Source organism: Microbispora sp. H10949, assembly GCF_014161435.1.
In the GTDB taxonomy this organism is placed as follows: domain Bacteria; phylum Actinomycetota; class Actinomycetes; order Streptosporangiales; family Streptosporangiaceae; genus Microbispora; species Microbispora triticiradicis.
In genome coordinates this window covers 268254-287783 of the sequence record NZ_JABBWZ010000010.1, presented here as the reverse complement: position 1 = coordinate 287783, position 19530 = coordinate 268254, and the positions used below count along the sequence as shown (strand labels likewise).

The window sequence follows — 19530 nt, the reverse complement described above, 5'->3', positions numbered from 1 at the left end:
CCAGACCCGGCCCGTTGTGAGCGCCTCAGCGGGCCGTGACGGTGATGGAGTGATACCCGGTCGCGCCGTCCGGCGCGGGCGGCGCCTCGTCCGCAGTCTGGGTGTGGCCGGTGGCGTCGGTGGCCCGCACCGAGATCGTGTGCCTGCCCGGCGTCAGGTCCACCTCGGCCGACCACTGCCGCCAGGTATCGGGGCCCGTGACGTCCGCCAGCTTCGCCTGCTGCCATCCGGCGCCGTCCACCCGGACCTCCACCGCGTCGATCCCCCGGTGCTGGGCCCAGGCCACGCCCGCCACGGTCGTACGGCCCGCCCGCACCTTGTCCCCGCCGCGCGGCAGGTCGATCCTCGACTGGGTCTTGATGGGGCCCTTCGCGGCCCAGCCGCGGGGCGTCCAGTACGCCTCGTCCCGGTCGAACCGGGTGACCCTGATCTCGGTGACCCACTTGGTCGCCGAGACGTACCCGTACAGGCCGGGGACGACCTGACGGACCGGGAAGCCGTGCTCCTCGGGGAGCACCTCGCCGTTCATCGCGACGGCCAGCAGCGCGTCCCGGCCGTCCATGACCACGTCCACCGGTGTGCCGCAGGTCCAGCCGTCCTCGGAGACGCTGAGCAGCATGTCGGCCTCGCGCCGGATCCCGGCGTCGCGCAGCACGTCGGCCAGGCGCGCGCCGAGCCAGCGCGCGTTGCCGGCGTACGACCCGCCGACCTCGTTGGACACGCACGTCAGCGTGACGTCGGCCTCCGTCAGCGGCCGTTTGAGCAGGTCGGCGAAGGTCAGCTCGACCGGCCGGTCCACCAGTCCGTGGATCTTCAGCGTCCAGCGGGCCGGGTCCACCGTCGGCACCACGAGAGCGGTGTCCACCCGGTAGAAGTCCGCGTTCGGGGTCACGAAGGGGGTGAGGCCCGAGATGCGCAGGTCCGCCCCGGCCGGGATGGGCGCGGCCGGTCGCGCCGCACGCGGGAGGATCTTCGCCACGCCGCGCCTGGCCAGTTCGCCGTTCTTGCGCCCGGACAGCAGCCATCCGCCGAGACCGCCGGCCCCCGCGACCACGACGCCCGCCGCCACCCCGTTCAGCAGCCTGCGCCGGTCGAAGGCGTACGGCTCGGCGGGCTGCGCGGAAAACGGCGTGGAGGATGACGCGGGGGCGGGTGACACAGGGCCAGTAGACACGGTCCCCGCCCGCATCACGGCCGGCTTGGCCGGGCTGACCGGGCTGCCGACCGGGCTGCTGGCCGGGCTGCCGACCGGGCCGGCGTCGCCGACCGGCTGGACCGGCGTGCGGCTCTGAACCTCGGCCGCCCTGTCTGCGGCCCTGTCTGCGGCCCTGCTGGCGGTGACGTAGTCGTCCTCGTCGCTCCGCGTGGCCCGGCGCCACAGCCGCGAGAGGGCGTACGCCCCGGCGGCTGCCCCCGCGAGCGAGGGCAGCACGTGCGCCGCTCCCGCGTCCGGCCGGGACAGCGCCGCGGCGGCGCCGACGAGCCCGAAAACGGCCAGCCCCGCCATGCCGTACGCGGTCCGGCGGCGGGCGAGCAGCCCCAGGCCGGCGGCGACGAGCGCGAGCACCACGACGATCCCGGTCAGCAGCACCGGTTTGTCGGCGGAGCCGAACGTGCGGATCGCCCACTCCTTCAGACCGGCGGGCGTGGCGTCGATCACGGCGCCGCCCACCGCGACGACCGGCGCCGCGGCGGGGTCGACCAGACCGGCGACGAGCTGGGCCGCCCCCAGCGCCACCCCGGCGGCGACGAGACCGGTCAGGACGGCGGCCCAGGCGGGCACGCCGCTGCCTTCGCGGGCGCCTTCGCGGATGCCTTCTGCGTTCACGATCCGAACGCTACGCCCGCCCCCGCCCCGGCGGTCTTACGGCGCGATTACGAGACGACCTGACCGATCACCGGGGCCAGCGCGCGGAAGGCCCTGCCCCGGTGGCTGATCGCGTCCTTCTCCCCGGCCGACATCTCCGAGGTCGTCCGGGTGTCGCCGTCCGGCACGAAGATCGGGTCGTAGCCGAAGCCGCCCGTGCCGCGCCGCTCCCGGATGAGGAAGCCGTGCATGGCCCCCTCCACCACGTGCTCCTCGCCGTTCGGCAGCGCGAGCGCCGCGCAGCAGGCGAAGTGGGCCTGACGGCGGCCGTCCGGCACGTCGCCGATCTGCGCCAGCAGCAGGTCGAGGTTGGCGTCGTCGTCGCCGTGTCGGCCCGACCAGCGGGCGGAGAAGATGCCGGGCATGCCGTTCAGCGCGTCCACGCACAGGCCGGAGTCGTCGGCGACGGCGGGCAGGCCGCTCTGCGAGGCGACCGCGTGCGCCTTGAGCAGCGCGTTCTCGGCGAAGGTGAGGCCGGTCTCGGCCACGTCACCGATGTGCGGGAAGGCCTCCAGGCCCAGCAGTTCGACCGGCACGCCGGCGTCGGCGAGGATCCGGCGCAGCTCGACGATCTTCCCGGCGTTCCGGGTGGCCAGGACCACCTTGTTCATGCTCTCGTCCTCGGTGCTCGTAAGGTTAGGAGAGGGCCTCGGTCTGCAGGCGGGTGAGGTCGGCGCAGCCGCTCGCGGCGAGGTCGAGCAGGCCGTTGAGCGTCGTGCGGTCGAAGGGCGTGCCCTCGGCCGTGCCCTGGACCTCCACGTAGTCGCCCCTGCCGGTCATCACCACGTTCATGTCGGTCTCGGCCTTGACGTCCTCGCTGTAGTCGAGGTCGAGCATGGGCTCGGTGCCGACGATCCCGACCGAGACGGCGGCGACCGAGTTCACCAGGGGGTCGCCGGGGCACATCCGGCGCTGCCGCATCCAGGTGATCGCGTCGGCCAGCGCGACGTACGCGCCGGTGATGGCGGCGGTGCGGGTGCCGCCGTCGGCCTGCAGCACGTCGCAGTCGAGCAGTACGGAGTTCTCCCCCAGGGCCTTGTAGTCGACACAGGCGCGCAGGGAGCGGCCGATCAGCCGGGAGATCTCGTGGGTACGCCCGCCGATCTTGCCGCGGACCGACTCGCGGTCGGTGCGGGTGTTGGTCGACCGGGGCAGCATGGCGTACTCGGCCGTCACCCAGCCCAGCCCGCTGCCCTTGCGCCAGCGGGGCACGCCGCTTTCGACCGTCGCGGCGCACAGCACCTTGGTACCCCCGAACTCCACCAGTACGGAGCCCTCCGCGTGGGCGAGCCAGTTCCGGGTGATGGTCACGGGGCGTAGCTGGTCGGATCGACGACCGTGTGAACGAGCCATACGGGTCACCCTAGGTCATACACGGCGCCGCTCCGTGCCAACTCCATCGGCCCGTCGAAACCGCCGCGTGAGGCGTCCTCCAGGACCCGGGCCTTGTCGTACCACGGCACGAGATGGGTGAGGACGAGCGTGCCCGCCCCGGCCCGCGCGGCGTGCTCGGCCGCCTGCCTGCCGCTGAGGTGCAGGCCGGGCGTGAGGTCCGGCCCGTCGAGGAAGGAGGCCTCGCACAGCAGCACGTCGGCGTCGTGGGCGAGCTTGACCAGCTCGGCCGACTCCCCGGTGTCCGCCGAGTACGCCACCGAACGGCCCCTGCTGGACACGCGGAAGCCGTACGTCTCCACGGGGTGGTTCATGGGGGCGGCCGTCACCTCGAACGGGCCGACGTGCCGTGTGCCGGGTGACAGCCGCAGGAAGTCGAAGGAGTTCTCCAGCACCGGCTCGTCCGGCATGGCGTACGCCGCGTTGAGCCGCTTGGACGCTCCGGCGGGGGCGTACACCGGGATCTTCGGCAGCGGGCCGTCCGGGGTGTAGGTGCGTACGACGTGGTAGGCGCACAGGTCGAGGCAGTGGTCGGCGTGCAGGTGGGACAGCAGGACGGCGTCGACGTCGTAGAGCCCGGCGTGCCGCTGCAGCGCGCCCAGCGACCCGCTGCCGAAGTCGACGAGCATCCGGAAGCCCTCGGCTTCGAGGAGGTAGCAGGAGGACGGGCTGTCGGGGCCGGGGAAGCTGCCCGAGCACCCGACGACGGTCAGCTTCATCTCGGACTCCCCACGCCGGTCGCCTCGCCGAGCCCGGGGGCGGTCCGCTCCACCGACTGCAGCTCCGGGCCGAGGAACCGCTGGCCGAGCCGTTCGAACAGTTCCGTGTCGCCGGTCGCCCGGAAGCGGTGCCTCGGCCGGCCCGCGCCGTTGGACAGCCCCCGGTCGTGCAGGATCCGGTAGACGTCCTTGGCGGTCTCCTCGGCGCTCGACACGAGCGTGACCCCGTCCCCGGCGACGTACGACAGCGCGCCGGTGAGCAGCGGATAGTGGGTGCAGCCGAGGATCAGCGTGTCGCAGCCCGCGTCCTGGATCGGCTTGAGGTAGCCCCGGACCACCTCGATGAGGTCGTCGCTCATCGTCTCGCCGCGCTCGACGAACTCCACCAGCAGGGGGGTGGCCACCGCGACCAGTTCGACGTCGGGGGCCGCGGCGAAGGCGTCGTGATAGGCCATCGACTCGATGGTGGCCCGCGTGGCGATCACGCCGACCCTGCCGTTCCCGGTGGCTCGCACGGCCCGCCGCGCGGCGGGCTGGATCACCTCGACGACGGGGACGTCGTATCGCTCCCTGGCGTCCCTGAGCACGGCGGAGCTGGCGCTGTTGCACGCGATGACCAGCATCTTCACCCCGTGCTCGACCAGGTGGTCCATCACCTCCAGCGCGTACGCGCGGAGCTCGGCGATGCGCTTGGGCCCGTACGGCTGGTTGGCCGTGTCGGCCACATACAAGATCGATTCGTGGGGCAGCTGGTCGATGATCGCCCGGGCGACGGTCAGGCCGCCCACCCCGCTGTCAAAGATCCCGATCGCCCTGCTGTTGTCCTCCGGCACGCTTCCCAAGGTTAGGGGACCGGTCCCGGCCACCGGCGGTAAGAAAGCTCACATCGCGAGCCGCCGCGCCGGAGGCTCGGCGATCGGGCAGCGCCGCCGCGCCGGAGGCCCGGCGACAGGGCAGGGCTCAGCCGCGGCCGAGCCGGGCGAGCTGGCGCGACTGGGCGACCAGCCGGCCCGCCGAGTCCCACACCTCGACCTCCTCGTCGAACCAGCCGTCGCTGATCAGCCGCCCGCCGCCGATGAGGGTCAGCCACCCCGGGGCGGGCAGGGCGCGCAGGTGCCAGGTCAGCTCGACCGTGGGGGCCCAGCCCCGCGCCCCCGCCGAGAACACGACCGGCGGCAGCGCGTCCACCGCCATCGCCAGCACGAACGGGTCGGGGTCCTGCGGCTCGGCCAGCCGGAAGTAGGCCCGCGACTCGGGCCGCCCGGTGGGCTCCCCGGTCAGCCAGCCGATCGTGGGCGGGTCGAACAGCATCTCCATCCGCGCGCTGAAGTTCATGGCCGACGCCGCTTTCGGATCGGGCAGGCGCACGCAGTCCGCCAGGCCGGGCATGGCCACCGAAGGGCCGTCCGACCAGTCCGGGTCCGCCGACCCGTCGAGCGTGGCGGTCGCGACGAGCATCTCGACGAACGCCTCGCCGTCCCGCACGAGCCGCGCCCGGGTCATCGCCGCCGTACGGCCCGACTTGAGCTGGTCGAGCACGACCTGGGCCGGGCCCGGCCGGGCCACCCGCAGGAAGTGGGCGCTGGTGGACACCGGGTGCGGGTGCGCCGAGGCGTCCGCCACCGCGCGCAGCACGGTGGCCATCAGATAGCCGCCGTTCAGCGGCCCGCCCATGGAGTATCCGTCGTCGAGACACACGTCGTAGGTGGTGTCGTCGACCCGGATCGCCCGCGTGGCCTCGTCGAACTTGGTCATGCGCCCCTCGCCGCTCTACCGAATGATGTTCTGCTGGTTACTGTAGCGTGGCGCTCTCCGCCGCAGCGGACGGGGATCACCTGAGCGCGACGGTCAAGCGGGCTGCAAGCGCCCTTCTAGCGGCCGCTCCTAACCTCCGGGCGACGACGCCTCCGGGCGTACGACCCGACGACGCTAGTGAGTGAGCCAATGCCCGCCGACCGCTCCCCCCGGCAGCCGGACCCCCGGACTCCGCACCCCCGACACACCGAACCGGCGTCGGGCCCCTGGAGCCCGCGTGACGAGAGCGACCTCGACCGCACCATCTCCTACCGGTTCCCCCGCCCCTCGGGGCGGGAGGCGCACACCGTACGGTTGCCCGGCTGGAGCGAGCAGGAGGAGATCGGCTTCACCACTGTGGCCGAACCGCCGCCGCACGCGCCGGCTCCGGCTCCAAAGGGTCGGCGGGGAGCACGCGGCTGGATCCTCGCGCTCGTCGCCGCCGTGCTCGTCGGAGTGGTCGGCGGGGGCGGCGTGTGGGCCGCCTCGAAGCTCAGCGGCGGCGGCACCCAGCCGCAGGACGTGCTGCCCGCGGACGCGATCGCCTACGTCCGGCTCGACCTCGATCCTTCCGCCGACCAGAAGCTCGCGTTGTTCGGCATCGCCCGCAGGTTCTCCGCCACCCGGGACGTCGTCGGCGGCGACGACCCGCGCGAGGCACTCGTCACCGCCCTGGGGAAGGACGGCTCCGGCCTCGCGAAGGTCGACTACGCCAGGGACGTCGAGCCGTGGCTGGGCGACCGCGTCGGCCTCGCCGTGCTCCCCTCGACCGGCGGCGACGACCCCGTCGGGGCGATCGCCGTACAGGTCAGGGACGAGGCGGCGGCCAGAGAGGGCATCGCGCGCCTCGGCCTGCGCGACGGGAAGGGCGGCCTCGCGTTCCGCGACGGGTACGCCGTCATCGCCCCGACCCAGGAGCTGGCCGACCGGTACGTCACGGCGGCGCCGCTGTCCGGCGAGCCCCGCTTCGCCGACGACCTCCGCACGCTGGGCGAGCCGGGCGTGCTGTCGTTCTGGGCCGACGTGGAGAAGGTCGCCGCGGCCGCGTGGCCGTCGCGGAACGGCGCGGAGCCGCTGCTCGACCGCGTCAAGGACATGCGCTTCGCCGGCGCCCTCCGGTTCTCCGGCGACTACGCGGAGCTGGCCGGGATCACCTGCGGCGGGAAGACGGCGCCGGGCCGTCCCGAGCCGGTGCGGATCGGCGAACTGCCCGCGTCCACGGTCGCGGCGGCCTCGTTCTCCGGCCTGGGCGACCTGCTGCGCGAGCAGTGGCCCTCGATCGAGCGGGCGGCGAACGGCGCGGGCGGCGGGCCGTACGCCGAGACGCTCGACGCGGCGCGGCAGTACGGCCTGTCCCTGCCGGACGACCTGGTGACGCTGCTGGGCAGGAACCTCACGCTCGCCCTCGACGAGCGGGGCCTGGACGGCTCCCAGCCCCACTTCGGCGCGGTGCTCACGACCGACGCCGCCAAGGCCCAGGACGTGGTGGACAGGGTGAAGGCCTACCTCGACGGCATCGAGCGGCCGGCGGACTTCGCCACCGCGGGCGGCGACGGCCGGTTCGTGCTCGCGACGACCCCGGAGTACGCCGCCACGCTGGGCGGCGGCGGCGGCGCGCTCGCCGAGTCCGAGACGTTCCGGCTGGCCGTCCCGGACGCCGGGAACGCCACCTACGCGGTGTACGCCGACCTCGACCGGCTGGAGAAGCTGTACCTGAGCGGCGCCGGGGACGCCGGGCGGCGGGACCTGGAGAAGCTGCGGGCGGTCGGCCTGAGCGGCACCTCCGGCGAGGCCGGGTCGAGCTTCACCCTCAGGGTCGTGTTCGACTGAGCCCCCGGCCCGCACGGCCGCGCCGCCGTCCGGCGGGTGGCGCGGCGGCGGGCCGGAGTCAGGCCCAGAGCTGGCCTTCCAGGCGGTCCTCGGCCTCGTCGAGCGTGCCCTCGTAGGCGCCGGTGGACAGGTACTTCCACCCGCCGTCGGCCACGATGAACACGATGTCGGCCCGCTCCCCCGCCTCCACGGCCTTGCGGGCCATGCCGAGGGCCGCGTGCAGGGCGCAGCCGGTCGAGATGCCGGCGAAGATGCCCTCGGACGCCAGCAGCTCACGGGTGCGCCGCAACGCGTCGGCGGAGGTCACCGAGTAGCGGGTGGTCAGCACGGACGCGTCGTACAGCTCGGGGACGAACCCCTCGTCCACGTTGCGCAGGCCGTAGACCAGCTCGCCGTACCGCGGCTCGGCGGCCACGATCTTCACGTCCGGCACCTGCTCGCGCAGGTAGCGCCCGACGCCCATGAGCGTGCCGGTCGTGCCGAGCCCGGCGACGAAGTGGGTCACACCCGGCAGGTCCGCGAGGATCTCCGGCCCGGTGGACTCGTAGTGGGAGCGCCAGTTCGCCGGGTTGCCGTACTGGTAGAGCATCACCCAGTCGGGATGCTCGGCCGCCAGGCCCTTGGCCACCCGTACGGCCTCGTTGGAGCCGCCCGCGGCCGGCGAGGAGATGATCTCCGCGCCCCACATGCGCAGCAGCTGGCGGCGCTCCTCCGAGGTGTTCTCGGGCATGACGCAGATCAGCCGGTAGCCCTTGAGCCGGGCCGACATCGCCAGCGAGATGCCGGTGTTGCCGGAGGTCGGCTCCAGGATCGTGCAGCCCGGCGTGAGCAGCCCGTCCTTCTCGGCCTGCTCGATCATCCACAGCGCCGGCCTGTCCTTGACCGACCCGGTCGGGTTGCGGTCCTCCAGCTTCGCCCAGATCCGCACGTCGGCGGACGGCGAGAGCCGGGGCAGCCCCACCAGCGGGGTGTGCCCGACCGAGTCGATCAGCGAGTCGAAGCGCATCTAGCGCGCTCCGCCAGCGACGGCCGGGAGCACGGTCACGGTGTCGCCGTCGGCGACCGGGGTGCCGAGCCCGCCGAGGAAGCGCACGTCCTCGTCGTTGAGGTAGACGTTGACGAAACGGCGCAGCCCCGACTCGTCCACCAGCCGGCTCTTCAGGCCGGGGTGGCGCGACTCCAGGTCGCCGAACAGCTCTTCGAGGGTCGATCCCTTGGCGTTGACCGCCTTGGCGCCATCGGTGTAGCTGCGGAGGATGGTAGGAATGCGGACCTCGATGGCCATCTCGGCTCAATCTCCTTGATCTGTGGTCGTCGTTGTGGTGGGCGTCCGTTTACTCACGTCCGCCGGGCGCGTCCGTTCATCTGGATGGAACATGGCGGGACGGGCGGCGATTCCAGCCGGGCGGCGGCAGCCGGCCGGGGCTCAGCGACAGTCGTAGACGACGACGGACGGCGTGTGCGCGAAGAGGAACGCCTGAACAGGAGATTCCGGGCGTACCCGGCGCATCAGGACAGCCGGTGACGACACAGGACGAGCGTCATCGTAAGGCATGGTTCAAGTTTAACCGTACGCCTCGACGATCTTGACGTCCTCCTCCGTCACAACCCCGTCATTGATCCGGAACGACCGGAACGGCGTCTCCTCCTCGGAGGCGGTCGAGACCAGCACGTAGTGGGCGTCGGGCTCGGAGGCGTAACCGATGTCCGTACGGGAGGGGTACGCCTCGGTGGCGGTGTGGGAGTGGTAGATCACGACGGGCACCTCGTCCCTGTCGTCCATCTCCCGCCACACCCGGAACTGCTCCATGGAGTCGAAGCGGTAGAACGTCGGGGACCGCTCGGCGTTCTCCATGGGAACGAAGCGCTCGGGACGGTCCGATCCGGCGGGCCCGGCCACGATGCCGCACGCCTCGTCCGGGTGATCGGCCCGCGCGTGGGCCACGATCCTGTCGACCAGCTCGCGTGAGATCGTCAGCATGCCGGAAAACCTACCAAAGGGCCCGGACGAGGCTGTCCTGCAGGTAGGTGAGCCAGTCGTAGGTCACGAACGCGGGATAACGCGGGTCGTCCTCGGACATCGAGGCGATCTCCTCGTGGACCTCCTCGGTCACCTCCAGGCGCACGCCGAGCGCGAGGCGGACGTCGTTGAGCGCCCGCAGCCACGCCTGCCCCTGCTCCGCGGTCAGCGTCAGCCGCCCCGGCGCCGCCGTCTCCAGCAGGGTGGTCGCGTCGGCCCGCTTGCCGTCGCGCAGCGTCGCCTCCGTGTAACGCCGGAACTCCCCCGCCGCCTCGTCGTCCTCGGCGTACGCCGAGGGGAACAGCCGCGCGAGCACGGGGTCGTCCGGCGGGGTGGCCGAGCCGATGCCGAGCGCGCGCTCCAGCGGGTCGTCCCCCGTGGTGCCCGGCTCCACCAGGCCCAGCACCTGTGACACCAGTGAGCGCAGGATCGACACCTCGCCCGCGTCGAGGTGGATCGAGACGCCGTCGCGTGCCGCCTTGAATCCCGTGCTCATCATCTGTCCTGCTGGACGGTCGCCCACAGGCCGTAGGAGTGGAGTATCTGCACGTCCCGCTCCATCTCCTCCCGGGTGCCGCTGGAGACCACGGCCCTGCCCTTGTGATGGACGTCCATCATCAGCTTCTCGGCCTTCTGCCGGGGATAACCGAACACGGTCTGGAAGACGTACGTGACGTACGACATGAGATTGACCGGGTCGTTCCACACGATCGTGAGCCACGGCAGATCGGGGCGCACGTCCGACGACGGACGCTCTACCTCGGCTGGAGCTGTGCTACCCACGTAACCATCCTGCACCACGACCGTCGTAGTCTTCGACACGTGCGCATGACCACGGGCACGGCCCTGCTGACCGACCAGTACGAACTGACGATGCTCCAGGCCGCGCTGGCGGGCGGTGCGGCGCACCGGCGGGCGGTCTTCGAGGTGTTCGCCCGGCGGCTGCCCGGAGGACGGCGCTACGGCGTGGTGGCCGGCACCGGGCGGTTCCTCGACGCGCTGGAGGACTTCCGCTTCGACGAGCAGGACATCGAGTTCCTGTGCTCCGCCGGGATCGTGGACGGGCCGACGGGCGACTTCCTCGCCGGCTACCGCTTCTCCGGCAACGTGTACGGCTACCGCGAGGGCGAGGCGTTCTTCCCCGGCTCCCCGATCATGGTGGTGGAGGGGACCTTCGCCGAGGCCGTGCTGCTGGAGACGCTGATCCTGTCGATCCTCAACCACGACTGCGCGATCGCCGCCGCCGCCTCCCGCATGGCGCAGGCGGCCGGAGACCGGCCGCTGATCGAGATGGGCTCGCGCCGCACCCACGAGTACGCCGCGGTCGCCGCCGCCAGGGCCGCCTACCTGTGCGGCTTCGCCTCCACCTCCAACCTCATGGCCGGTCACCAGTACGGCGTGCCGACCGCGGGGACCGCCGCCCACGCGTTCACCCTGCTGCACGACTCGGAGGCGGAGGCCTTCCGGATCCAGATCGAGTCCCTCGGGCTCGGCACCACCCTGCTCGTGGACACCTACGACGTGGCGAGGGCCGTACGGACGGCGGTGGAGCTGGCCGGGCCGGACCTCGGCGCGGTCCGCATCGACTCCGGCGACCTCGCCGTGGTGGCCGTCGAGGTGCGCCGCCTGCTCGACGACCTGGGCGCGGACCGGACGCGGATCGTCGTCACCAGCGACCTGGACGAGTTCGCGATCGCCGCGCTGGCGGCGGCGCCGGTCGACGCGTACGGCGTCGGCACCGCCCTGTCCACCGGGTCGGGCCACCCGACGGCCAGCCTGGTCTACAAGCTGGTCGCCAGGGAGGACGCGTCGGGCGTCCTCCAGCCGGTCGCGAAGGCGTCCGTCGGCAAGCCGAGCGTCGGCGGCCGCAAGTGGGCCTACCGCAGGACCGGCGGCGGCACCGCCACCGCCGAGGTGATCACCCGCGAGCCGGTGGAGTCCGAGGACCGCCCGCTGCTGGCCGAACTCGTCCGGGACGGCAAGGTCGTGGGCCGGGAGAGCCTCCTGACCGCCCGCGAACGCCACCGGGCGACTTCGGCTGAGTTGCCACTCGAAGCCCGCAGCCTCTCCCCTGGAGACCCCGCAGTCCCTACTATCTTCAAGTGATCGCGGAGGACCGGCGCATGAGGACGACGCCGGTCCTCCGTGATCGCCACTGTGAGGTGACCCCATGAAGACCGCGCTCATCATCGTGGACGTGCAGAACGACTTCTGCGAGGGCGGCAGCCTGCCGGTCGGCGGGGGCGCCGGGGTGGCCGCCGCGATCGGCCGCCACGTCGACGAACACGGGTACGACCACGTGGTGGCCACCCGTGACTACCACGTCGATCCCGGACCGCACTTCGCCGCCGAGCCCGACTACGTCGACACCTGGCCGCCGCACTGCGTGGTCGGCACCTCCGGCGCCGACTTCCACCCGGCCTTTGACACGGCGAAGGTCGAGGAGATCTTCAGCAAGGGGGCGCGGCAGGCGGCCTACAGCGGGTTCGAGGGCGCCACCGCCGACGGCGTGGGGCTCGCCGCGTGGCTGCGTGAGCGGGGAGTGGAGGCCGTCGACGTGGTCGGCATCGCCACCGACCACTGCGTCCGGGCCACCGCCCTCGACGCGGCGGCCGGCGGCTTCTCCGTACGGGTCCTGCTGGACCTGACCGCCGGCGTCGCCAGGGAGACGACCGAGGCGGCGCTCGCCCGGCTCGCCGAGGCCGGCGTGGAGCTCACCGGGGAGCCCGTCCTCCAGTCCTGATCCACGCCGCGCCGGACGTCAATTCCTTCACCACGAAGCGTCACGGGTGTATTACCTGGAGTGACGACCCTTCGTGGATTGGCGGCCCGATGTTCGCGTTCTCGCTCGGCCTGTGCTGGCTCGTCCTCACCCCGGTCTGCGTCTGGCTGCTCTTCGGCCGCGGCCACCGCGGTGCGCTTCGCGCCGCGGGCGCGCTGACCCTGGCGGCGCTGCAGGCGGTCACGATCGCCCTGGGCTTCGCCCAGAGGCCCGAGGCGACGCCCGCGCAGACGGTCGCCGTCCGCGACACCGGCGCCGCCGCACCGAAGGAACGCCCGCCGGCCGCACCCGGGCAGGACGAGACGGACGGCCAGAGAAGGCGGGAGGCGCCGGGCGGCCCGGCGGGCCCCGTCACCTCGCCGGCGTCACCCCCGCCCCTGGCGAGCGGCGGGTCCGCCTGCGACGAGCGCGTCGCCACCCCCGACGCCGTACGGCTGTCGTTCCGCGGGCGGGCCCTGCACGGCCTCACCGTCTACTGGCCCGCCACCACGGGGCAGTGCGACACCGCGACGGTGGCGGTGCACCAGGCCGGGCACCGCCTGCGCATCTGGGTGCGGGAGGGCGCGGAGGACGGGCGCCAGGAGGGGACGCACCGCGTCCCGATACGCGTGGAGGGGGGCGTCGCCTCCCTCAGCCTCCGGCTGAGCCCGGCCACCCGGCACCATCGCCGCTACGTCGCCATCGACGGCCACACCGGCGACCGAATTCCACTCAGGTCGCACATGTCCTAGTGAATGGCGATTCACGTTTCTCGACTTCCCGGTGCCGGTAGGAAAAAACACACGCGCCGCTCCCGCTTCCGGTGGCCATTCATACACCGGTATGAACAACCCTTATCCCGCCCAGGACGTGCGGCGAATTTCCTGAATCCTCGCCCTCCCATGACGGTTCGAACCTGATAGCAATGTCCTCCGCGCACCCCGCCTTCGCAGCGCACCCAGGCAGCGCTGCCCTAAAGTTGGAGGACGCCCTATGGCCATGCCCACCCTCAAACAACGCGTCAAGCGCTTGGAGAATGACTTCATGGAACTCAGCGTCCATTGCCGCAAGCAGGCGGCAGAGCACGCGTACGACGCGATGCAGATGACTTGGGACAAGATCGATGCGATGAGCGACCGCCTGCTCCGGGTGGAGCTGGTCGCCGCGGAGACGAGAGCGGACGTCGGCATCCTCAAGCGTCAGATGGGCGTCGTGACCATCCGGCTCGACCGCATCGACGGCGAGATCAGCCGCCTGGACCGCAACGTCGAGGCGCTCAACGTCCGATTCGAGCACCTCACCCAGCGCGTCGACGGCCTCCACGACCGAGTCGACCACCTCACCCAGCGCGTCGACGGGCTCAGCGACCGAGTCGATGGGCTGACCGAACGCGTCGACGGACTCACCCAGCGCGTCGACACCCTCAACGAACGCGTCGACGGCCTGACCCAACGCTTCGACGACCTCACAAAACGAGTCGACGGACTCAACGACCGGGTCGACGGGCTCAGTGACCGGATGGACCGGATGGCGGCGTCCAACGCGGCGATGTTCGAGGCCATCCTCGAGCGGCTGGACGGCCTGTCCGCCCAGGTCCGGCACGCCTCGGGGTCTGGGGTCACGCCCGGCGCGAGCTGACGGCGTCCCTCGGTTCGCCGTCCTTTCAGGGGCGGCGGACCGAGGGCCGAGGCGGGGTCACCTGCGCTGGGCGGCCCATTTGCGGATCATCGCGATCCGCTCGCGGACCTGCTCGGCGGTGGCCTGGGCGATGGCGGGCCCGCCGCAGGCCCGGCGCAGCTCCGCGTGGATGACGCCGTGCGGTTGGCCGGTGCGGTGGTTCCACGCCCCGACGAGGCCGTTGAGCTCCTTGCGGAGCTCCGCGAGCTGCTCGTGCGGCGCGAGAGCCGGCGCCTGCTCCTCGCCCTTGCGGGTCTTGCGAATCGCCGCCTGCTGGTCGGCCTGACGCTTACGCAGCAGGGACGCCACCTGGTCGGGCTCCAGCAGGCCGGGCAGGCCGATGAAGTCCTCCTCCTCCGGCGAGCCGGGGGCGGCGGCGGTGCCGAACTCGCCGCCGTCGAACAGCACCCGGTCGAAGGTCGCGGACGCCTCAAGGGTCTGGAAGGGCAGCTCGTCGCCGAGCGCGTCGGGCTGCTTCTTCTCCTGCTGCGCCTGCTCCAGCAGCATGTCGTCGAGGCCGTCCTCGTCGCGGCGGCGGCCCAGCACGTGGTCGCGCTCGGTCTCCATCTCCCCCGCCAGGCCCATCAGGACGGGCACCGACGGCAGGAACACCGACGCCGTCTCGCCGCGCTTGCGGGCGCGCACGAACCGCCCGACGGCCTGGGCGAAGAACAGCGGGGTGGAGGTGCTCGTGGCGTACACGCCGACGCACAGCCGGGGGATGTCGACGCCCTCGGAGACCATCCGGACCGCGACCAGCCAGCGCCGCTCGGAGGTGGCGAAGTCCTTGATCTTCTTGGACGCGCCGGGGTCGTCGGAGAGGACGACCTCCGCGCCCTCGCCGGTCACGGTCCGGATGTGCCGGGCGTACGCCCGGGCGGACTCGTGGTCGGAGGCGATGACCAGGCCGCCGGCGTCCGGGACGCCGCGCCGGACCTCGGTGAGCCTGCGGTCGGCGGCGTGGATGACCTGGCGGATCCAGTCGCCCTTCGGGTCGAGCGCGGCGCGCCAGGCCTGGGAGAGCTGGTCCTTGGTCAGCGGCGTGCCGAGCGTGGCGGCGATCTCGTCTCCGGCCCGCGTGCGCCACTTCATCTCCCCCGAGTAGGCGAGGAAGATGACCGGCCGGACGACGCCGTCGCCCAGGGCCGGGCCGTACCCGTAGGAGTAGTCGGCGACGCTGCGCAGGGCGCCCTCGCCGTCCTCCACGTAGGTGACGAACGGGATCGGGCTCTCGTCCGACCGGAACGGCGTGCCGGTCAGCGCCAGCCGCCTGGTCGCCGGCTCGAACGCCTCACGGACGCCGTCTCCCCACGACTTGGCGTCACCGGCGTGGTGGATCTCGTCGAAGATCACCAAGGTCTTGCGCGCCTCGGTGCGGGCGCGGTGCAGCGCCGGGTGCATCGCGATCTGGGCGTAGGTGACCGCGACGCCGGTGTAGTCGCGGGAGGTCGCGCCCTGGCTGTTCTTGAACTCGGGGTCGATGCCGATCCCGACCCGCGCCGCCGCGTCGGCCCACTGCCGCTTGAGGTGCTCGGTCGGCGTGACGATGGTCAGTGCACGCACGACACCGCGGCTGAGCAGTTCGCTGGCGATCCGCAGCGCGTACGTCGTCTTGCCGGCGCCGGGGGTGGCGACGGTCAGGAAGTCTCTCGGCTCGCGCCGGACGTAGAGGTCGTAGGCCTCCTGCTGCCAGGCACGCAGCTTGGGGGCGGTCCCCCAGGCGGCTCTGTCGGGGTAGGACGGGGAGAGGTGGGACGCGGCCGAAACGCTCAACGACGCCTCCCCGAACTCATCGGAACACTGGTGTCTCTATCGGTTCGCTCCCTCACAGTGCCATCAGAGTAGCCCGCCACACCGACAGAACGCGCCGACCACACGCATGGTGGTCCGAAATCGCATGGTGTGGGAATCCCCACAGCTCCGGAACGGACCGCCGTCGGACGTGGCCCGATCCGTACCGGCCGGAGCCACGGACCAGGAGGATCGCGGCCCAGGCCGGGACGGCGGGCACGCACGAGGCGGCCGGCCCGCGGAGCCCCCAGGCATCCGCGGACCACCCGCCCCGGCGTCGGTCAGCCCGTCGTCACAGACGCGCCGGCTTGGTGCAGTCCGAGGCGGTCAGCGGCAGGGTCGAGGCGCCGCTCGTGTTCGCGACGCTGCAGTCGGAGACGAAGATGCTGCCGTCGGCCTTCCGCACGGTGACCCTGAGCCGCCCGACGGGAATGCCGCTGGTGGTGAGGCTGCTCAGGACGCCGCCGGTGCCCAGCAGGGTGGTGCTCGGCGACGGCGCCAGGGTCACGTCGTACAGGAAGCCCGGGGAGAACACCGAGGTGAGGTCGGCCCAGGACGTGCCGTCGTTGACGAACACGTGGCCCCTGCGGGCCGACCCGGTGAAGGTCTGCGAGGTGAGCGGCACCACACTCGTGGTGGCGCCCGCCGCCGGCAGCACGCTGAAGGTTGTGATGATGTTCGCCGAGTCGAGACGCGGGAGGGGAATGAAGCTCTTCTCCCCGCCCTGCGGACTCGTCGCCCCATGCGCGACCGGGGTGGTCTTCGTCGAGGTGGCGCTCGCCGCGATCGAGCCCGACAGCCCCACGGTCGCGCAGGTCACCGCCACCGCGGCGGACCAGGTCAGCAGGCGACCGGCGCCACGCGAACCAGAGGCAGAGCTGCTCCTACGAGAAATCAATTTGATTTCCCCCCATGGTGAGAATTGGTCTTTCCGGGTCACCGCGTTTTTCGTGCGATGCGACCTCGAAGATACCCGTCCGGAGAAACGCGGGCAGCGAGCCACTTATCGGATACCGGCAAACAGATGTTACGCCTATCTCAAAGCCGTTCCGGCGATTGTCGCGATTCCCCGCATCACACGACGGATCCGCCGACCGAGCACGCGCCCATTCATATACTCATCCGCCCGGGCATACGGGACGGAGCGCGCGACTGCTATGACAACCCTTTTTCCGATTGAGTCGCTATATCGGGCAGAACGCCGCCAAGATGCCATTTTCCTGGCACGCGGCGTGCCGAATCCGCCGTACAGAGAAGGCCCGGCGGATCGGTCCACGGCGTCAGCGGGCGCCCCACATGAGGCCCTCGATCTCGGCGCGGGACCGCGGCTGGTCGGGGTGCGCCAGCCCGAGCAGGACCGTGCTGCCGCCGTCGGACCGGGTCAGCAGGGTCACCCGCATGAAGGCGGGCTCGTTCACGACGTCGCTGTACTCGGCCCGTACGGCCCGCGTGTGGCCCGGGCGCCCGCCGACGGTCACCGCGCGGTCGTCGAGCACCTCGACCTTGTCACCGTGCAGCAGCAGGCGGGCGTAGAGGTCGCTCAGGTCGATGACCTCCGAGCGGAGGCCGGGCGGATCGACCGGGTCGCCCGGCCGGGCCATGACCGTGGCGCTGTCCCCCCGCGCGACGACGGTGGTGAAGCCGCTCACCGGGGCGACCACCCCCTCACGCCACTCGGGCGGGAGGGTGTAGGCGACCCCGGCGACCTGGTCGTGGATCACGGTGGGCGGCACGCGCTCGGCCCGGTTCAGGACCGTGACCACCACCGCGCCGATGACCGCCGCCGAGCAGGCCAGCGCCAGGCCGCCCACCAGGAGCCGCCACAGCCATCGGGGCATGCGCCGGGGCGGCGTGGCGGGCGCGCCGTACCGGCGGGCGGCGGGCGGAAGCTCGTCCTCCTCCTCGCCGGGCGGCGTGAGCGGCCACACGGAGGGTTCGGCCGTCGCCCGCCCGGAGACCGGCGCGCCGTACGGGGCCGTGCGCTCGCGCCCGTCGCGCGCCGGGCGGTGCCGGCCGGAGGCGCCCTCCGCCCCCGCGTCCCCGCCCGCTCCCGGCACGCCGTACGGACGTGTGAGGCCCCTGCCGGTGGTGTCGGGGCCCGCCTCGCCCCGGCCGGAGGGCTGCTCGGCGGGCGGCCAGACCCGGCGGGTCCACTCGTCATCCACAAAGCCTCCCGGGCGACCTGGCCGGGCGTGCGTGGGACGGAACCGGCGAGCGACGGAGCGGTCAGGGCCACCCGCGGAGCCCTGTGACCGTGAACGCTGCTGGGAGTTATTCACACACGCGCCGCCGCGTCAACGCCTCCCGGCCGATTCGTCATCGGGCGGTGCGGCGAGAGCGTCCGACGTCACCTCCGGGTCGGCGCCCCGCGGACCCGGCCGGCGGTACACGTCCCACATCTGCCGGATCCGTACGGCCTGGCCCGGGGTGAACTCGCGCATGCACCGGTCCTGGGAGTAGTCCATGAAGTTGTGCGTCGGGTCGTTCCCCGGCGCGGGACAGCTGTCCTTCCTCGGCGGGCAGCCGGTGGTCGGCCGGGCCTCCGCGGGGGTGTCGTCCACCGAGTCGCCCGGTGCGGCGCAGCCGTTCTCGAAGGTGTGCAGCAGGCCGAGCCAGTGCCCGATCTCGTGGACGGCGGTGAAGCCCCTGGCGAAGTCGCGCAAGGGGCCGCCGGGCACGCTCCGCCAGTCGACGACCACTCCGTCGAGGCCGGGGTCGTCCTTGTACCAGTAGGGATAGGTGGAGTATCCGAGCACGAGCCGGCTCATCTGGGCGATGAAGAGGTTGAGCGTCTCGGGCCCGCCGGTGCGGAGCTTCTCCTTCAGCGGCTCCTCGTATCCCAGAGGGTCGCGGAACCAGGCGCGGTTGTCGGTGTGGGTGACGCCCTTGAGCTCGAACCTGACCCCGGTGTCGGCGCCCCCGTACCCGCCGGAGTAGGCGGTGTTGAGCACGGCGATCTGCCTGGCCACGGCGGCGTCGGGCAGGCCGAGCGCGCCGTCCCTGACGATGTGCACCCACACCGGGACGGTGATCCGCTCGACGGCGCCCGGGTCGCGCCGGGAGAGACCCGCGGCGCCGCTCCGCTCCGCCGCGTGGAGCCTGCGGTCGAGATCGGCCGACATGCGGGCGGCCTCGCCCGGTCCGGGGTCGCGCGGCTCCATCGCGTGCGTGAGCCGCCGAGGAAGGGCGGTTTCCGCGCCCGGGCGCCGCGCGACGCCGGTCTGGGCCGCCGCAGGGCAGTCATCCGGCCGGGCGGCCTGCGGGGAGGCGGCGGACGCCGGGGCGGCGCGGACGCCGCCCAGCGCGTACAGGCATGCGAGGACGACGGCGATGGGTCGCCGAACCATTCTTTCCCCCGATACGGCTGGTCAGAAGGCTGACGTTAGCCGTCGGGGGGAAGGTCATCCCGTACCGACACTCACTCGGCGGGCGGCTCGCCCTTGGGCAGCCCTTCGTAGATCTCCTTGCACTCCGGGCAGACCGGATACTTCTTCGGGTCGCGGCTGGGCACCCAGACCTTGCCGCACAGGGCTCGCACCGGCGCACCGGTCACGTAGCTCTCAGTGATCTTGTTCTTGTCGGCGAAGTGCGAGAAGCGCTCGTGGTCGCCGTCGCCGTGCGAGAGCCGGGGTGTTACGTCGCTCTCGGGAAGAATCTTCGTGCCGCTCACGAGGACCAA

General features: G+C 72.4%; 21 protein-coding genes. 5 read left to right on the top strand and 16 right to left on the bottom strand.

Annotated features, from left to right (window positions below; genetic code table 11):
* Positions 1-25: 25 nt before the first annotated feature.
* The 6 genes from HHX40_RS26400 to HHX40_RS26375 all read right to left on the bottom strand — a co-directional run bounded on the left by HHX40_RS26400 (position 26) and on the right by HHX40_RS26375 (position 5733).
* A complete protein-coding gene (locus HHX40_RS26400; protein WP_310738288.1) occupies positions 26-1828 on the bottom strand; it encodes a molybdopterin-dependent oxidoreductase in 1803 nt (600 codons plus the stop codon).
* A 47-nt stretch (positions 1829-1875) separates the two neighbouring features.
* A complete protein-coding gene (gene rdgB, locus HHX40_RS26395; protein ID WP_182876637.1) occupies positions 1876-2478 on the bottom strand; it encodes an RdgB/HAM1 family non-canonical purine NTP pyrophosphatase in 603 nt (200 codons plus the stop codon).
* A 25-nt stretch (positions 2479-2503) separates the two neighbouring features.
* Positions 2504-3220: a ribonuclease PH gene (gene rph / locus HHX40_RS26390; protein WP_117409402.1), complete on the bottom strand. Its 717-nt coding sequence runs from the start codon at positions 3218-3220 to the stop codon at positions 2504-2506.
* 5 nt (positions 3221-3225) lie between these two features.
* The gene (locus HHX40_RS26385; protein WP_117409401.1) at positions 3226-3978 is read right to left on the bottom strand and encodes an MBL fold metallo-hydrolase; all 753 of its coding nucleotides are present in this window, start codon (positions 3976-3978) and stop codon (positions 3226-3228) included.
* Positions 3975-4811, bottom strand: coding sequence for a glutamate racemase (gene murI, locus HHX40_RS26380; RefSeq protein WP_396699189.1), 837 nt, complete (start codon positions 4809-4811; stop codon positions 3975-3977). Before murI ends, HHX40_RS26385 begins: the two co-directional genes overlap by 4 nt.
* Before the next feature lie 127 nt (positions 4812-4938).
* Positions 4939-5733 (bottom strand): thioesterase family protein, encoded by a 795-nt coding sequence (locus tag HHX40_RS26375; protein ID WP_117409399.1) that lies wholly within the window; start codon positions 5731-5733, stop codon positions 4939-4941.
* Between the two features lie 189 nt (positions 5734-5922).
* Between HHX40_RS26375 and HHX40_RS26370 the strand changes: the two genes are divergently transcribed.
* Positions 5923-7602: a DUF3352 domain-containing protein gene (locus HHX40_RS26370; RefSeq protein WP_182882735.1), complete on the top strand. Its 1680-nt coding sequence runs from the start codon at positions 5923-5925 to the stop codon at positions 7600-7602.
* 58 nt (positions 7603-7660) lie between these two features.
* Here the strand turns inward: HHX40_RS26370 and HHX40_RS26365 are convergent, their stop codons facing one another.
* From HHX40_RS26365 to clpS, 5 genes are all read right to left on the bottom strand, one after another.
* Positions 7661-8608, bottom strand: coding sequence for a PLP-dependent cysteine synthase family protein (locus HHX40_RS26365; protein WP_182876641.1), 948 nt, complete (start codon positions 8606-8608; stop codon positions 7661-7663).
* Complete coding sequence (locus HHX40_RS26360; RefSeq protein ID WP_182876642.1) at positions 8609-8887, bottom strand: MoaD/ThiS family protein; 279 nt, start codon at positions 8885-8887, stop codon at positions 8609-8611.
* A 279-nt stretch (positions 8888-9166) separates the two neighbouring features.
* A complete protein-coding gene (locus HHX40_RS26355) occupies positions 9167-9583 on the bottom strand; it encodes a Mov34/MPN/PAD-1 family protein (RefSeq protein ID WP_117409395.1) in 417 nt (138 codons plus the stop codon).
* A 10-nt stretch (positions 9584-9593) separates the two neighbouring features.
* Positions 9594-10118 carry a DUF2017 domain-containing protein gene (locus HHX40_RS26350; RefSeq protein ID WP_117409394.1) on the bottom strand — a complete coding sequence of 175 codons (525 nt, stop codon included), beginning with the start codon at positions 10116-10118 and terminating at the stop codon, positions 9594-9596.
* A complete protein-coding gene (gene clpS, locus HHX40_RS37150) occupies positions 10118-10405 on the bottom strand; it encodes an ATP-dependent Clp protease adapter ClpS (RefSeq protein ID WP_182882734.1) in 288 nt (95 codons plus the stop codon). The genes HHX40_RS26350 and clpS overlap by 1 nt, the downstream gene beginning before the upstream one ends.
* A gap of 39 nt (positions 10406-10444) precedes the next feature.
* On the opposite strand from clpS, the gene HHX40_RS26340 reads away from it, so the two are divergent.
* From HHX40_RS26340 to HHX40_RS26325, 4 genes are all read left to right on the top strand, one after another.
* Entirely contained in the window at positions 10445-11728 is a 1284-nt protein-coding gene (locus HHX40_RS26340; protein ID WP_310738287.1) for a nicotinate phosphoribosyltransferase, read from the top strand.
* A 64-nt stretch (positions 11729-11792) separates the two neighbouring features.
* Complete coding sequence (locus tag HHX40_RS26335; RefSeq protein WP_182882733.1) at positions 11793-12365, top strand: isochorismatase family protein; 573 nt, start codon at positions 11793-11795, stop codon at positions 12363-12365.
* A gap of 89 nt (positions 12366-12454) precedes the next feature.
* A complete protein-coding gene (locus HHX40_RS26330; RefSeq protein ID WP_182882732.1) occupies positions 12455-13135 on the top strand; it encodes a hypothetical protein in 681 nt (226 codons plus the stop codon).
* A 241-nt stretch (positions 13136-13376) separates the two neighbouring features.
* Positions 13377-14021: a hypothetical protein gene (locus tag HHX40_RS26325; protein ID WP_182882731.1), complete on the top strand. Its 645-nt coding sequence runs from the start codon at positions 13377-13379 to the stop codon at positions 14019-14021.
* A 57-nt stretch (positions 14022-14078) separates the two neighbouring features.
* On the opposite strand, the gene HHX40_RS26320 is transcribed toward HHX40_RS26325, so the two are convergent.
* The 5 genes from HHX40_RS26320 to HHX40_RS26300 form a co-directional block, all read right to left on the bottom strand.
* Positions 14079-15833, bottom strand: a complete 1755-nt coding sequence (locus HHX40_RS26320) for a DEAD/DEAH box helicase (RefSeq protein ID WP_182882730.1) — start codon at positions 15831-15833, stop codon at positions 14079-14081.
* 310 nt (positions 15834-16143) lie between these two features.
* Complete coding sequence (locus tag HHX40_RS26315; RefSeq protein WP_220499590.1) at positions 16144-16671, bottom strand: hypothetical protein; 528 nt, start codon at positions 16669-16671, stop codon at positions 16144-16146.
* A 460-nt stretch (positions 16672-17131) separates the two neighbouring features.
* Complete coding sequence (locus HHX40_RS26310) at positions 17132-18016, bottom strand: hypothetical protein (RefSeq protein ID WP_182882728.1); 885 nt, start codon at positions 18014-18016, stop codon at positions 17132-17134.
* Between the two features lie 129 nt (positions 18017-18145).
* Positions 18146-19198, bottom strand: coding sequence for a zinc metalloprotease (locus HHX40_RS26305; protein WP_182882727.1), 1053 nt, complete (start codon positions 19196-19198; stop codon positions 18146-18148).
* 71 nt (positions 19199-19269) lie between these two features.
* Positions 19270-19521 (bottom strand): DUF3039 domain-containing protein, encoded by a 252-nt coding sequence (locus HHX40_RS26300; RefSeq protein ID WP_373868705.1) that lies wholly within the window; start codon positions 19519-19521, stop codon positions 19270-19272.
* Between the last annotated feature and the right edge of the window lie 9 nt (positions 19522-19530).